At 70.4% G+C, this 14,352-nt stretch carries 11 protein-coding genes; 6 read left to right on the top strand and 5 right to left on the bottom strand.

All coding sequences use genetic code 11. The features are described 5' to 3' along the window. Positions 1–387 precede the first annotated feature (387 nt). Positions 388–1,308 carry a VCBS repeat-containing protein gene (locus OG580_RS27900; RefSeq protein ID WP_267046403.1) on the top strand — a complete coding sequence of 307 codons (921 nt, stop codon included), beginning with the start codon at positions 388–390 and terminating at the stop codon, positions 1,306–1,308. Positions 1,309–1,398: 90 nt separating this feature from the next. On the opposite strand, the gene acnA is transcribed toward OG580_RS27900, so the two are convergent. Next, positions 1,399–4,116, bottom strand: a complete 2,718-nt coding sequence (acnA, locus tag OG580_RS27895; RefSeq protein WP_323182617.1) for an aconitate hydratase AcnA — start codon at positions 4,114–4,116, stop codon at positions 1,399–1,401. Positions 4,117–4,473: 357 nt separating this feature from the next. Between acnA and OG580_RS27890 the strand changes: the two genes are divergently transcribed. Continuing rightward, entirely contained in the window at positions 4,474–5,214 is a 741-nt protein-coding gene (locus OG580_RS27890) for a hypothetical protein (protein WP_267046401.1), read from the top strand. 64 nt (positions 5,215–5,278) lie between these two features. Here the strand turns inward: OG580_RS27890 and OG580_RS27885 are convergent, their stop codons facing one another. Further along, positions 5,279–6,139 (bottom strand): maleylpyruvate isomerase N-terminal domain-containing protein, encoded by an 861-nt coding sequence (locus OG580_RS27885; RefSeq protein ID WP_267046400.1) that lies wholly within the window; start codon positions 6,137–6,139, stop codon positions 5,279–5,281. Positions 6,140–6,315: 176 nt separating this feature from the next. Here OG580_RS27885 and OG580_RS27880 point away from each other — a divergent pair, with 176 nt between their 5' ends. The 3 genes from OG580_RS27880 to OG580_RS27870 all read left to right on the top strand — a co-directional run bounded on the left by OG580_RS27880 (position 6,316) and on the right by OG580_RS27870 (position 9,067). After that, positions 6,316–6,672: a VOC family protein gene (locus OG580_RS27880; protein WP_267046399.1), complete on the top strand. Its 357-nt coding sequence runs from the start codon at positions 6,316–6,318 to the stop codon at positions 6,670–6,672. Between the two features lie 51 nt (positions 6,673–6,723). After that, positions 6,724–8,253 carry a UDP-N-acetylglucosamine 1-carboxyvinyltransferase gene (locus OG580_RS27875; RefSeq protein WP_267046398.1) on the top strand — a complete coding sequence of 510 codons (1,530 nt, stop codon included), beginning with the start codon at positions 6,724–6,726 and terminating at the stop codon, positions 8,251–8,253. 190 nt (positions 8,254–8,443) lie between these two features. Beyond that, on the top strand, positions 8,444–9,067 hold the full coding sequence (locus OG580_RS27870; protein ID WP_267046397.1) for a DUF4352 domain-containing protein: 624 nt from the start codon (positions 8,444–8,446) through the stop codon (positions 9,065–9,067). 36 nt (positions 9,068–9,103) lie between these two features. Here the strand turns inward: OG580_RS27870 and OG580_RS27865 are convergent, their stop codons facing one another. The 3 genes from OG580_RS27865 to OG580_RS27855 form a co-directional block, all read right to left on the bottom strand. Continuing rightward, a complete protein-coding gene (locus OG580_RS27865; RefSeq protein ID WP_267046396.1) occupies positions 9,104–10,654 on the bottom strand; it encodes an MFS transporter in 1,551 nt (516 codons plus the stop codon). Between the two features lie 119 nt (positions 10,655–10,773). After that, positions 10,774–11,187, bottom strand: a complete 414-nt coding sequence (locus OG580_RS27860; RefSeq protein WP_267046395.1) for a RidA family protein — start codon at positions 11,185–11,187, stop codon at positions 10,774–10,776. Beyond that, entirely contained in the window at positions 11,184–12,332 is a 1,149-nt protein-coding gene (locus OG580_RS27855) for an acyl-CoA dehydrogenase family protein (protein WP_267046394.1), read from the bottom strand. The genes OG580_RS27860 and OG580_RS27855 overlap by 4 nt, the downstream gene beginning before the upstream one ends. Positions 12,333–12,710: 378 nt before the next feature. On the opposite strand from OG580_RS27855, the gene OG580_RS27850 reads away from it, so the two are divergent. Further along, positions 12,711–14,333: an AMP-binding protein gene (locus OG580_RS27850; protein ID WP_267046393.1), complete on the top strand. Its 1,623-nt coding sequence runs from the start codon at positions 12,711–12,713 to the stop codon at positions 14,331–14,333. Positions 14,334–14,352: the final 19 nt, after the last annotated feature.

Below are 14,352 nucleotides of genomic sequence, written 5' to 3'. Positions count from 1 at the left end.
GTCCACTTCCCTTCACCGGAGCAAGATCGAAAGCAGGTTTCAGCGGCCATCTTTCCCGAGTTGAGACCTCCGGGATAAGCGCGCCGAATCTGCGGCGTTTCGTCCAACCGTTGCCCCTGTAACACCCTTGACAGCACATCAGAGCTCCGCCTAATGGGGGCTTCTCGGCACCCTTGGCGGCGCGGCGCGGGGCCGTCGCGGAAGCGAACGGGGAACTGAACGGGCAAAGGGGACAAACGTCGGCGACCGAAACAGTTGTGTCACAAACCGGTTGCCCGGTGAAGGTTCCGTAAGGAGGATCCGGGATCATAGAGATCCGCCACCCCGTGCCCCTGGGACGGGCGCGTGGCGGAACCTGCCTCATTCCATACGGATCTGGAGTATTACGTGGCCAACTCTTCTGGCCTGAACCGCACGGGCATCCTGTCCCGTGTCACGGTCGCGGCGATAACGGCCGCCCTCGTCGGCACCACCACCTCCGCCGTCGCGGCGGACGCTCCGCAGGAGCGCACGGTGTCCGGTGTCCAGCAGTCGGCTCCGCAGGCGAGCACCTTCGCCGCGTCCACCGCCGCCGTCACGCCCGTCAACGCGCTCTACGGCGTCACCAACACGGGCGTCATCTGGGGCTACACGCCGAGCGGCCAGGGCGGCCTGACCCGCCTGACCGAGAACTCGGGCACCGGCTGGAACTACAGCAAGCACATCAACCAGGCGGACCAGGACGCCGACGGCCGCTCGGACGGCCTGTGGGACGTCACCGGCGGCACGCTGTACTACACCAAGTGGAGCACCACGCCCCGCGCCCTGGGTGCGGGCTGGGGCATCTACAACAAGCTGCTCTCCGCCTCGAACACCGGTGGTGCCGCGGCCGACGACCTGCTCGCCCGCGACTCCGCCGGCGTGCTGTGGCACTACCTGGGCTTCGGCAACGGCTCGCTGGACCGCCGCGTCAAGATCAGCGCCGGCTGGGGCATCTACAACCAGCTCGCCGGCAAGGGCGACCTGACGAGCGACGGCAAGGCCGACATCGTCGCCCGCGACGGCGCGGGCGTCCTGTGGCTGTACAAGGGCACCGGCAGCTACAGCGCGCCCTTCACCAGCCGCACCCGCATCAGCGCCGGCTGGAACATCTACAACAGCCTCGTCTCCGTCGGCGACATCAACTACGACGGCATCACGGACCTCATCGCCCGTGACACCACCGGCGCCCTGTACCTGTACAAGGGCACCGGCAACGCCTCGGCCCCGCTCCAGGGCCGGGTCAAGATCGGTACGAGCGGCTGGAACGGCTTCAAGCAGCTGTTCTGACCGTTCGCCCGCTCGCCGGATGGACAACCGAAAGGGCCCCGCTCCTCTTCCGAGGAGCGGGGCCCTTTCCCGTTACCGGATCCGGTGGCGTCAGCCGCGGATCAGGTTGCGGAGCACGTACTGCATGATGCCGCCGTTGCGGTAGTAGTCCGCCTCGCCGGGGGTGTCGATGCGGACGACCGCGTCGAACTCGACACCGGTGTCGGTGGTGACCTTGACCGTGCGCGGCGTGACGCCGTTGTTGAGCTCCTCGACGCCGGTGAAGGAGAAGGTCTCCTCGCCGGTCAGGCCGAGGGACTCCGCGTTGGCGCCCTCCGGGAACTGGAGCGGCAGGACGCCCATGCCGATGAGGTTCGAGCGGTGGATGCGCTCGTACGACTCGGCGATGACGGCCTTGACGCCGAGGAGCGCGGTGCCCTTGGCGGCCCAGTCGCGGGACGAGCCGGAGCCGTACTCCTTGCCCGCCAGGATCGCGAGCGGGGTGCCCTGCTCGATGTAGTTGCGCGAGGCGTCGTAGATGAACGACACCGGCGCGTCCGCCTGGGTGAAGTCGCGGGTGAAGCCGCCCTCGGTGCCCGGCGCGATCTGGTTGCGCAGGCGGATGTTGGCGAACGTGCCGCGGATCATGACCTCGTGGTTGCCTCGGCGCGAGCCGTAGGAGTTGAAGTCACGACGCTCCACACCGTGCTCGGTGAGGTACTTGCCGGCCGGGGTGTCGGCCTTGATGGCGCCGGCCGGGGAGATGTGGTCGGTGGTGACCGAGTCGCCCAGCTTGGCCAGGACGCGGGCGCCGACGATGTCGGTGACCGGGGTGGTCTCCATCGTCATGCCCTCGAAGTACGGGGGCTTCCGGACGTAGGTGGACTCGGTGTCCCACTCGAAGGTGTTGCCGGTCGGGATCGGCAGCGCCTGCCACTGGGCGTCGCCCGCGAAGACGTCCTGGTAGGACTTGTTGAACATGTCCTCGCCGATGGCGTTGGCGACGACGTCGTTGACCTCGGCCTCGGTCGGCCAGATGTCCGCCAGGTAGACCGGCTTGCCGTCCTGGTCGATGCCCAGGGCGTCCTTGGTGATGTCGACCTTCATCGAGCCGGCGAGGGCGTACGCGACGACCAGCGGCGGGGAGGCCAGGTAGTTCATCTTGACGTCGGGGTTGATACGACCCTCGAAGTTACGGTTGCCCGAGAGCACCGAGGTCACGGCCAGGTCGTGCTCGTTGACGGCCTTGGAGACCTCCTCCGGCAGCGGGCCGGAGTTGCCGATGCAGGTGGTGCAGCCGTAGCCGACGAGGTTGAAGCCGACCTTGTCGAGGTACGGGGTGAGGCCCGCCTTGTCGAAGTAGTCGGTGACGACCTTCGAGCCCGGGGCGAGGGTGGTCTTGACCCACGGCTTGCGGGTCAGGCCCTTCTCCACGGCCTTCTTCGCGACGAGCGCGGCGGCGACCATCACGTACGGGTTCGACGTGTTGGTGCAGGAGGTGATCGCGGCGACGGTGACGGCGCCGTGGTCGATCTCGTACGTCGAGCCGTCGGGGGCCGTCACGAGGACGGGCTTCGACGGGGCGCCGTTCGGGTGGTTCGCCGGGGCGTCGGAGGCCGGGAAGGACTCCTTGCCCGCCTCGTCGACCTCGTCGACGTAGTTGCGGACGTCCAGGGCGAACTGCTGGGCGGCGTTCGCGAGGACGATGCGGTCCTGCGGGCGCTTCGGGCCGGCGATGGAGGGGACGACCGTGGAGAGGTCGAGCTCCAGCTTCTCGGAGAAGTCGGGCTCGGCGGCCGGGTCGAGCCAGAGGCCCTGCTCCTTGGCGTACGCCTCGACGAGCGCGACCTGCTGCTCGGAGCGGCCGGTGAGCTTGAGGTACTTCAGCGTCTCGCCGTCGATCGGGAAGATCGCGGCGGTGGAGCCGAACTCCGGCGACATGTTGCCGATGGTGGCGCGGTTCGCGAGGGAGGTCGCGGCGACGCCCTCACCGTAGAACTCGACGAACTTGCCGACGACGCCGTGCTTGCGCAGCATCTCGGTGATCGTGAGGACCAGGTCGGTGGCGGTGGTGCCGGCCGGGAGCTCGCCGGTCAGCTTGAAGCCGACGACGCGCGGGATGAGCATGGAGACCGGCTGGCCGAGCATCGCGGCCTCGGCCTCGATGCCGCCGACGCCCCAGCCGAGCACACCGAGGCCGTTGACCATGGTGGTGTGGGAGTCGGTGCCGACGAGGGTGTCGGGGTACGCCTGGCCGTTGCGGACCATGACCGTACGGGCCAGGTGCTCGATGTTCACCTGGTGGACGATGCCGGTGCCCGGGGGGACGACCTTGAAGTCGTCGAAGGCGGTCTGGCCCCAGCGCAGGAACTGGTAGCGCTCCTTGTTGCGGCCGTACTCCAGCTCGACGTTCTGGCCGAAGGCGTCCGCGGTGCCGAACTTGTCGGCGATGACCGAGTGGTCGATGACCAGCTCGGCCGGGGAGAGCGGGTTGACCTTCGCCGGGTCGCCGCCGAGCTCCTTGACGGCCTCGCGCATGGTGGCGAGGTCGACGACGCAGGGCACACCGGTGAAGTCCTGCATGATCACGCGGGCGGGCGTGAACTGGATCTCCTGGCTCGGCTGAGCCTGCGAGTCCCAGCCGCCGAGGGCACGGATGTGGTCGGCGGTGATGTTCGCGCCGTCCTCGGTGCGGAGCAGGTTCTCCAGGAGGACCTTCAGGCTGTAAGGGAGGCGCGCGGAGCCCTCGACCTTGTCCAGCTTGAAGATCTCGTACGACTCGTCGCCCACGCGCAGCGTGCTGCGGGCGTCGAAGCTGTTCGCCGACACGACAGTCTCCTTCATCAATGTGCGCGTACTACCGTCATGCTGCCGCCACGACCCCTCGCCGATCCGCTAAGGTAAGGCTTAGTTAGGGAACCCTTACCGGGCGGGCGGCCACGGTGCGCCGTAAGCAGTTATCTCGATGTCGAGATAACTCTAGTGCATCACCGCCGCGCGGTCATGCCCGGCAGCCCTGATCTGTCGCAGTGAAGGTCGAGCATGGCCACCGAGGACCGGTGAACGCCAGGCCTTCCCGGCGAAGACCGGGGGCTGTCGGGGCGAATCCCGGGGGTGTCGGGGGCTGGATGTCCGGAAAGCCGGAGAACGAGAGCCGCTCCGGCCGCCTCGGTACTGTGGCTGCGCATGACCGACCCCGAGATCGAGATCACCTCAGACCTGGTCCACTACCCGCTCCAGGAGCAGCACGGCCCTCACGGGAGAGGCGCTGTGCCCTCGCTGGTGAGCGTACGACCGCCGGAGAGCGGTCCTCTGGTCGAGCGGATCATGTCGCTGGGTCGGCGGGAGGTCGTCTTCCGGGCGGACGAGGCCGTCGCCGATGCGCTCGACGCGCTGGTGGCGCGCCTTTCCGACGACGGCGTCGACGCCGTCGAAGGCGGGGAGGTCGACCTGGGGTGGGACAGCATTCGATTCGACGACCGCGACGGCGTGTTGATCGCGACGACCAAGGACGGTCACACCACCCGCGGCCGGGTTCGACGCGACGACGTGACGCAGCTGCTGTGGACACTGTCGGCATGGGACCGCGTGGCGCGGCTGTCGGGGCTGGAAGCACCGGTGCCGACTCACTGGCGTGATTGGCTCTACATGACCGTCGGCATCCTCAAGACCGATCGCGTACTGGAGTGCCGACGCGACCATACGGATGGTTCCACGCTGTGGTTCATCGGCGGCGAGCCGTTCGACGAGGACCTGGTCGACCGACTCGCGGGCGACATCGCCCAGTGCGTCGAGCTCTTCGCGTTGCGGCCTGAGGCCGCCGCGGTGCTGGGGCTGCCCCTCGGATATGTCGGTGTCGTCGAGAAGGAGCGCGGGGTCGTCGAAGTAAGGGACCCGCAGGGCACCGTCCTCTTCTCCGAGCGCTGATCCGCGGCACAGGTGAAGGAAGAGCGGCCGCCCGCCGGTCAGGCCGTGGCGACGAGTCCGCCGGTCAGGGAGTGGTGACGAGTTCGCCGAGCTGCGCGGCGAGCCATGGCCTGCGGCCGCCTGCCCGCATCCGGCCCCACGCGACCGCCTTCCAGATCGGCGTGCGCCGGAAGGAGACCAGCAGGAAGGTGGTCGGCGCCACCGTGATCCTGCAGTCGTACGCGCGCGGCGGGGCGTCGCGGGTCACCGTCATCGCCCCGCCGTCGACGACGACCGCGAGCCTGGGCCCGCCCTTGACCACCAGGTCGAACGCGAGGCTGACACCCCGCGCCTTATCCGCATCAAGGGCCAGCCGCATCATCGTCGGCATCGACTGACCGATCACCAGGCTCGCCTCGTCCGGGCCGATCGGCCACGGGAGTCGGGCGCCGCGCGCGATGTCCAGGCCGTGCACGAGGGTCTCGCTGAGCATCAGGCCGGTCACCACCGCCACCGTGAGCGTCGCCCCCTCCCCGTACCAGGGGGCGGTGACCGGGGTGTCCGGGGCGAGGCCCGCGGTGACGCGCAGGAACGCCTCGCCCCGCTCGGCGACGAACTCGCCCAGGCGGGCGCGCTCCTCGCCGGCGAAGAGGGCGACGGAGGTGGCGTTCATGGCCGTGACCCGCTCGACGAACGGCAGGTCGCCGGGCGGCAGGATGCCGCCCCACTCCACCGACTCGTCGGCGGAGACGACGGCGCAGTACGCGAGGTACACGGCGGCAAGGTGCGCGCCGACGTCACCCACCGACCACACGGGGACGCCCGAGGGCGCGTCGGGGTCCGGTGCGTCGCGCAGCAGCCGGACCAGCCGCGGGACCGCGGCGGCCAGCGCGGCGCGGGTCTTCTCGTGCTCGATGACGGGGTCGAACGTCGTGACGGTGCCCATGCCACTCCCCCTGACTGCGGACGGGCCCGCAGATTACCGCCGAGTAGCCCGGCGGCGATAGGGATCCGCCCCGATCCGGGCGCCGACACGGCGACAGGGATCCGCCGATCCGGCAACGACACCCGGACGGCCGCTCCCGGATGGCCGGGGGCGTCCGACAGCCCCAGGATCGAGCCATGTTCACCGGCGCGCATGTGATCCTCTACACCCGGGACGCGGACGCCGACCGCGCCTTCCTCAAGGACGTTGTCGGCTTCCCGCACGTGGACGCCGGCCGGGGCTGGCTCATCTTCAGGCTGCCGCCCGCCGAGATCGCCGTCCACCCCACGGAGGGCGAGCCGAAGCACGAGGTCTACCTCATGTGCGACGACATCACCCGGACCCTGACGGACCTGGAGGACCGGGGCGCGGAGATCTCACGCCCCATCACCGACCAGGGCTGGGGCCTGCTCGCGGCCGTCCGGCTGCCGAGCGGCACCGAACTGCCCCTGTACGAACCGCGTCACCCGACCGCGCACACCCTGTCACCCTGACGGCCCACCCCAATGTCGGGCGTCATCTCATATCTGAGATAACGTGACGCCATGGCAGACGACTACCTCGTACGCATCGGCAAGCTCATCCGTGACGCCCGGCAGCACCGCGGCTGGACACAGACGCAGCTCGCCGAGGCGCTGGCCACGAGCCAGAGCGCCGTCAACCGGATCGAGCGCGGCAACCAGAACATCAGCCTTGAGATGATCGCCCGGATCGGCGAGGCCCTCGACAGCGAGATCGTGTCCCTGGGTTACGCGGGCCCCATGCACCTCCGCGTCGTCGGGCGCCGTCGGCTCTCCGGAGCCATCGACGTCAAGACCAGCAAGAACGCCTGTGTCGCGCTGCTCTGCGCCTCCCTCCTCAACAAGGGCCGCACGGTCCTGCGCCGCGTCGCCCGCATCGAGGAGGTCTTCCGGCTCCTGGAGGTCCTCAACTCCATCGGAGTGCGCACCCGCTGGATCAACGACGGGGTCGACCTGGAGATCGTGCCGCCCGCCGAGCTGGACATGGAGTCCATCGACGCCGAGGCCGCGATCCGCACCCGCTCGATCATCATGTTCCTCGGCCCGCTGCTGCACCGCATGGACCGCTTCAAGCTGCCGTACGCCGGCGGCTGCGACCTCGGTACGCGCACGATCGAGCCGCACATGATCGCGCTGCGCCGCTTCGGCCTGGACATCACGGCCACCGAGGGGATCTACCACGCCCAGGTCGAGCCCTCGGTCTCCCCCGACCGCCCGATCGTCCTGACCGAGCGCGGCGACACGGTGACCGAGAACGCGCTGCTCGCCGCCGCCCGCCACGACGGCGCGACCGTCATCCGCAACGCCTCCTCCAACTACATGGTCCAGGACCTGTGCTTCTTCCTGGAGGCGCTGGGCGTCCGGGTCGACGGCATCGGCACCACGACCCTGACCGTGCACGGCGTGCCGCAGATCGACGTCGACGTCGACTACTCCCCCTCCGAGGACCCGGTCGAGGCGATGAGCCTGCTGGCCGCCGCGGTCGTCACCGAGTCGGAGCTGACGATCCGCCGGGTGCCGATCGAGTTCATGGAGATCGAGCTCGCGGTCCTGGAGGAGATGGGCCTCGACCACGACCGCTCGGCGGAGTACGCGGCGGACAACGGCCGCACGCGCCTGATCGACCTGACGGTCCGCCCCTCCAAGCTGGAGGCGCCGATCGACAAGATCCACCCGATGCCGTTCCCGGGCCTGAACATCGACAACGTCCCCTTCTTCGCGGCCATCGCGGCCACGGCGCAGGGCAAGACCCTCATCCACGACTGGGTCTACGACAACCGCGCCATCTACCTCACGGACCTCAACCGCCTCGGCGGCCGCCTCCAGCTCCTCGACCCCCACCGCGTCCTGGTCGAGGGCCCCACGCGCTGGCGCGCCGCCGAGATGATGTGCCCGCCGGCCCTGCGCCCCGCGGTGGTCGTCCTCCTGGCGATGATGGCCGCCGAGGGCACGTCGGTCCTCCGCAACGTGTACGTCATCAACCGCGGCTACGAGGAGCTCGCGGAGCGCCTGAACTCGGTCGGCGCGCAGATCGAGATCTTCCGGGACATCTAGTCAGTCGGATCCGAGGCCCCCTCACACTCCGGAGAGAGTGAGGGGGCCTCCGGTGTTTCAAGGGGGCGTACTGGGCCGTGGCTTCGTCGCCGGAAAGTCGGGTGTCGCGATTCAGCCGACTGGTGCACGGAGCGTGAAGCTTCTGTGTATGTTGAGCGCCGCTCAACCTCTCATCCCCCAGGAGTCCGCGATGACGCAACCGCCGCCGCCCGGCTACGGATACCCCCAGCAGCCCCCGCAGTGGGCGCCCGTCCCTCCGCCGAAGAAGCAGAGCAACGGGTGGAAGATAGCCACGTTCGTCCTCGGCGGCCTGTTCTTCGTGTCCTGCACCGCGAATGTCGTCTCCGCCGGCAGCGACGAGGACAGCGGCAGCCCCAAGGCGAAGGCGACCCAGTCCGCCGCCGAAGCCGCCGACAAGCCCAAGGCCGTCGCGCCCGCGAGTAAGCCGCCTGCCGAGAAGAAAAAGAAGCCGGAGACCGCGGAGCAGCCGCCGGTCACGATCACGGCGTCCAAGGCCGCCTTCAAGCGGACCGTGCTGCATGACAGCGACGACTACACGTCCGTGAAGGTCACCGTCGCCAACAACACCGACGACAAGATCCACGTGAACCCGCTGTACTTCGAGGTCACCGACAGCGAGGGCGTGAAGCACTCCGCCGAGATCTTCGGATCCGAGTCCGATCTGCGCGCTGTCGACCTGTTCAAGGGCGAGAAGGCCGTCGGCACCATCACCGTGAAGGGCAAGGTCACGCCGGTGAAGGTGTACTACCGCAAGGGCGGCTTCGGCACGTCCTACAGCGCCCCCGTGAAGTAGCGGCCCGCCGCGAGTAGCGACATGTGCCCGGGGGTGTCAGGCGCCCGGGACGATGCCGCCCTTGAGGCGTTCGAGGTCCGAGGGCCTGACCTGGATCACGATGAGGGCGATCAGGAAGGAGAGGATCGCGAAGACGGCGGCCACGATGAATCCGGCCGAGACGCCGTTGGTCAGGACCTCGTCGCTCCAGGGCGGCGGGAGTTGTCCGGTCTCGGCGAAGCGGGCCTTCTCCAGTGTCCCGGCCTGGGCCAGGAAGGCCGGGACCTGCTTGTCGGCCTCGTTGCGGCTGGCCGTGCCGAAGACCGTCACGAGGATCGACAGACCGAGCGAACCGCCCACCTGCTGGGTCGCGTTGAGCAGGCCGGAGGCGGCTCCGGTGTCCTTGACGGCGACGTTGGAGAGGGCCATCAGCGTCAGCGAGACGAACATGAACCCCATGCCGAAGCTGAAGACCAGCATCGGACCGAGGATCGAACCCAGGTACGTCGAGTCGATGTTGGTCAGGGTGAGCCAGGAGAGGCCGACCGCCAGGCAGAGCGAACCCACCACCATGAACGGCTTCGGGCCGAACTTGGGCAGGAGTTGGGAGGTGATGCCGGCGGCGACCGCGATGACGGCGCTCACCGGGAGGAAGGCGAGACCGGCTTCGAGCGGGCTGAAGTCCAGGACGGTCTGCACGAAGAGCGTGAGGAAGAAGAACATGCCGAAGATCGCGGCCGCGAGGCAGAGCATGATGCCGTAGGTGCCCGCGCGGTTGCGGTCGGCGAACATGTGCAGCGGGGTGATCGGCTGACGGGAGCGCCGTTCCACCAGGACGAAGGTGACGAGCAGGACGACCGCCGCGGCGAAGGACGCGATCGTGTACGGGTCGCGCCAGCCTTCCTGGGCGGCGCGGATGAATCCGTAGACCAGCGCCACCATGCCGAGCGTCGAGGTGAGCGCGCCGGTCACGTCGAAGTGGCCGGGCTGGCGCGCGGATTCCTTGACGTGCCGGGGTGTCAGGAAGGCGATCAGCAGGGCGATCGGCACGTTCACGAAGAAGATCCAGCGCCAGTCGAGCCATTCGACCAGGATGCCGCCGGCGAGCAGGCCGATGGCTCCGCCGCCCGCCGACACGCCCGCGAACACCCCGAAGGCACGGTTGCGTTCGGGGCCCTCTTCGAAGGTCGTGGAGATCAGCGAGAGCGAGGTCGGCGAGGCGATCGCGCCGCCGACGCCCTGGAGGGCGCGGGCCGCGAGGAGTTGCCAGTCGCTCTGGGCGAAGCCCGCGAGCAGGGAGGCGAGTCCGAAGAGCAGGACGCCGAAGATGAAGACCCGGCGCCGGCCGAGGATGTCGCCCGCGCGGCCGCCGAGGAGCAGCAGTCCGCCGAAGGTGAGCGTGTAGGCGTTGACGACCCAGGACAGGCTGGTGGTCGAGAAGTCCAACGACTGCTGGATGTCGGGCAACGCGATGTTCACGATGGTGATGTCGAGGACCACCATCAGCTGACAGGAGGCGATCACGAACAGGGCGATGCCCTTGCCGTCTCCGCCGCTCTTGCGCGGGACTGTCGCCGTCGGGGTGGTCGGCTTCGGATCACTGGTCATGGCTACTCATGACGCATCGCGTCCTACCGGAAGGAGCCGTGGGCCGGTCGGTCCACCTTTCGACACTAAGCCAGGGCCGGATGGGTGACCAGTTGATCAACGGCGGCTCCGCCGGCCGGTCAGGCGGGGGCGGGATCGTCCAGGACGGCGAAGCCGTCCAATTCCACCCGCGCCTGTTCGTCCCAGAGGCGTACGACTCCGATCACGGCCATCGCCGGATAGTCGCGGCCCGCCAACCGCCGCCAGATCCGGCCGAGTTCGGCGGCGTGGGCGCGGTAGTCGTCGACGTCGGTGGTGTAGACGGTGACGCGCGCGAGGTCGGCGGGGGTGCCGCCGGCGTGCCGCAGGGCGGTGAGGAGATTGCCGAGGGCGGTGGCGAACTGCTCGGTGAGGGTGTCCCCCACGACCTTCCCCTCGGTGTCGAGCGCGGTCTGGCCCGCGAGGAAGACCAGGCGGGTTCCGGTGGCGGTGACGGCGTGGGAGAAGCCGGTGGGCGGGGCGAGTTCGGCCGGGTTGTGGCGGTGGAGGCTCATGCGGAAACCGCCTCCTCGGGACGCCTCGCGTGCGCCGCGTACAGCTCCTTGGCGATGATCGCGCGCTGGACCTCCGTGGCCCCCTCGTAGATCCGGGGCGCGCGCACCTCGCGGTAGAGGTGTTCCAGGAGGTGGCCGCGTTGCAGGGCGGCGGCGCCGTGCACCTGGACGGCCGCGTCGACGACGTACTGCGCGGTCTCGGTGGCGAGGAGTTTCGCCATGGCGGAGCGCCGGGGGACGTCCGGGTCGCCGCTGTCGTACGCGGTGGCCGCCGCGTAGACGAGGAGGCGGGCGGCCTCCGTGCGGGTGGCCATCTCGGCGATCCGGTGGGAGACGGCCTGGAGGTCGGCGAGGACGCCACCGAAGGCGGGGCGGGCGGCGGTGTGGGCGACGGCGGCGTCCAGGGCGGCCTGGGCCATGCCGACGGCGAAGGCTCCGACGCTGGGCCGGAAGAGGTTGAGGGTGTTCATGGCGACGTGGAAGCCCCGGTCCGGTTCGCCGAGCAGGTCCTCGGGGCCGACGGGGACGCCGTCGAAGGTGAGGGTGCCGAGGGCGTGCGGGGAGAGCATGTCGAGGGGTTCGCCGCCGAGTCCGGGGCGGTCGGCGGGGACGAGGAAGGCGGTGACTCCCCGGGATCCCGCGCCCCGGGTGGTGCGGGCGAAGACGGTGGCGAAGTCGGCCTCGGGCGCGTTGGAGATCCACCGTTTCTCGCCGTGCAGGCGCCAGCCGCCGTGGCCGTCGGGGACGGCGTCGAGGGCGAGGGCGGCGGCGTCGGAGCCCGCGCCGGGCTCGGAGAGCGCGAAGGCGGCGACGGCCCGTCCGGCAGTGGCCTCGGGGAGCCAGCGGGCGCGCTGCGCGGGGGTGCCGAAGGCGGCGACGGGGTGGGTGCCGAGGCCCTGGAGGGCGAGGGCGGTCTCGGCCTCGGTGCAGACCTGGGCGAGGGACTCGCGCAGGAGGCAGAGGTCGAACGCGCCGGCGTCGAAGAGGCGGGCGAGGAGGCCGAGCTCGCCGAGGGCGGCGACCAGGGGGCGGTTGACGCGGCCGGGCTCACCCTTGGCGGCGAGGGGCGCGAGACGGTCGGCGGCGAGGGCACGAAGCTCCGCACACCAGGTGATCTGTGCCGGATCGAGCGAGAATGCGGGCATGTGGGCCCTCTCCGGCGCCCTGCGGCGCCCTGGTCACTGCGCCGTCCGGCGCCCTGGCATCGGTGCCGTCCGGCGCCCTGGCATCGGTGCCGTCCGGCGCCCTGGCATCGGTGCCGTCCGGCGCCCTGGCGTCGGTGCCGTCCGGCGCCCTGGCGTCGGTGCCGTCCGGCGCCCTGGCGTCGGTGCCGTCCGGCGCCCTGGCGTCGGTGCCGTCCGGCGCCCTGGCGTCGGCGCTGTCCGGCGCCCTGGTCCCTGCGCCCTGCGGCTCCCTCATGCCTGCACCGCCCGGCGCCCTTGTCGCGAACCGTTGACTGTCGTCACCAACACGATACGCTCGTGGAGCGTTGAGCGACCCCACCACGACAGGGGGACGGACTCATGGAGCTGACACCCTCGGCCCACCTCGACACCTTCACCCGCGACCGGCTGCCCCCGCCGGAGCGGTGGCCGCATCTCCTCTTCGACCTGCCGGAGCTCGCCTACCCCGACCGGCTCAACTGCGGGGCCGAACTCCTCGACCGTACGGCGGAACGATTCGGCGCGGACCGACCCGCCTTCCACGACGGCGAGGGCACGGTCTGGAGCTACGGAGAGCTCCGCGACCGCGTCGACCGGATCGCCCATGTCCTCACCTCCGACCTACGGGTCCGGCCCGGCAACCGGGTACTCCTGCGCGGCCCCACCACCCCCTGGCTCGCCGCCTGCTGGCTCGCCGTGATGAAGGCCGGTGCCGTCGCCGTCACCGTCCTCGCCCAGCAGCGCGCCCCCGAGCTGGCCGTGATGGCGGACGCGGCCGGCTGCACCCACGCGCTCTGCGACGCCCGCGTCCTCGACGAGCTCCTCGCCGCCCGGATCCCGGGCCTCCGCGTCACCCCCTTCGGCGGGGAGGGACCGGACGACCTGCTGGCGCTCGCCGCCCACCACCCCGACCGGTACGAGGCGGTGGCGACCGCCGCCGACGACGTGGCCCTGATCGCCTTCACCTCCGGAACCACCGGACGGCCCAAGGGCTGCGTCCACTTCCACCGGGACGTCCTCGCCGTCGCCGACACCTTCTCCGCGCACGTCCTGCGCCCGCTGCCCGACGACGTCTTCGCCGGTTCGCCGCCACTCGCCTTCACGTTCGGCCTCGGCGGGCTCGTCGTCTTCCCCCTGCGGGCCGGGGCGAGCGCGGTCCTGCTCGAACAGGCCGGGCCCAAGCAGCTGCTCGCGGCCATCGAGCGGCACCGGATCTCGGTGCTCTTCACCGCCCCGACCGCCTACCGCGTGATGCTCGACGAGCTGGCCGGCGGCACCGCCCCCGACGTGAGCTCGCTGCGGCGCTGCGTCTCCGCCGGCGAGAACCTGCCGGAGGCCACCTGGTCGGCCTGGTACGGCCGGACGGGCCTGCGCCTCATCAACGGCATCGGCGCCACCGAGCTCCTGCACATCTTCATCTCCGCCGCCGACGGCGACATCCGCCCCGGCACCACCGGCCGCCCGGTCCCCGGCTGGCAGGCCCGGATCGTCGACCACGAGGGGCGGGACGTCCCGGACGGCGAGGAGGGGCTGCTCGCCGTGCGCGGCCCGGTCGGCTGCCGCTATCTGGCCGATCCGCGCCAGGCCGAGTACGTACGGGACGGCTGGAACGTCACGGGCGACACGTACGTCCGACGGCCCGACGGCTGGTTCCGCTACGTCTCACGGGCCGACGACATGATCATCTCGGCGGGGTACAACATCGCGGGACCCCAGGTCGAGGAGGTGCTCCTCGACCACCCGGACGTGGTCGAGACGGCGGTCGTCGGCCGCCCCGACGAGCTGCGCGGGCAGATCGTCGTGGCGTACGCGGTGGTACGGGAGGGGGTGCCGCACGACTCCGTCACGGCCGCCGCCCTACGGGCCTTCGTCCGCGCCCGCCTCGCCCCGTACAAGTCGCCCCGCCGGATCGTCTTCCTGGACGCCCTGCCGCGCACCGCGACCGGCAAGCTCCAGCGCTTCCGACTGCGCGACCCGTCCTGATCCGGCGCCGGGCCCGTCC

It is taken from the genome of Streptomyces sp. NBC_00094 (assembly GCF_026343125.1).
Classification (GTDB): Bacteria; Actinomycetota; Actinomycetes; order Streptomycetales; family Streptomycetaceae; genus Streptomyces.
Note: the sequence above shows the minus strand (reverse complement) of the source record. Positions and strands in the feature narration are given on the sequence as shown.

What these genes read in the sequence shown, in the direction of transcription:
- OG580_RS27890 (WP_267046401.1), top strand. Translation starts at nt 4,474, where the DNA reads ATGACCGACCCCGAGATCGAGATCACCTCAGACCTGGTCCACTACCCG.
- OG580_RS27885 (WP_267046400.1), bottom strand. Translation starts at nt 6,139, where the DNA reads ATGGGCACCGTCACGACGTTCGACCCCGTCATCGAGCACGAGAAGACC.
- OG580_RS27880 (WP_267046399.1), top strand. Translation starts at nt 6,316, where the DNA reads ATGTTCACCGGCGCGCATGTGATCCTCTACACCCGGGACGCGGACGCC.
- OG580_RS27875 (WP_267046398.1), top strand. Translation starts at nt 6,724, where the DNA reads ATGGCAGACGACTACCTCGTACGCATCGGCAAGCTCATCCGTGACGCC.
- OG580_RS27870 (WP_267046397.1), top strand. Translation starts at nt 8,444, where the DNA reads ATGACGCAACCGCCGCCGCCCGGCTACGGATACCCCCAGCAGCCCCCG.
- OG580_RS27865 (WP_267046396.1), bottom strand. Translation starts at nt 10,654, where the DNA reads ATGACCAGTGATCCGAAGCCGACCACCCCGACGGCGACAGTCCCGCGC.
- OG580_RS27860 (WP_267046395.1), bottom strand. Translation starts at nt 11,187, where the DNA reads ATGAGCCTCCACCGCCACAACCCGGCCGAACTCGCCCCGCCCACCGGC.
- OG580_RS27855 (WP_267046394.1), bottom strand. Translation starts at nt 12,332, where the DNA reads ATGCCCGCATTCTCGCTCGATCCGGCACAGATCACCTGGTGTGCGGAG.
- OG580_RS27850 (WP_267046393.1), top strand. Translation starts at nt 12,711, where the DNA reads ATGGAGCTGACACCCTCGGCCCACCTCGACACCTTCACCCGCGACCGG.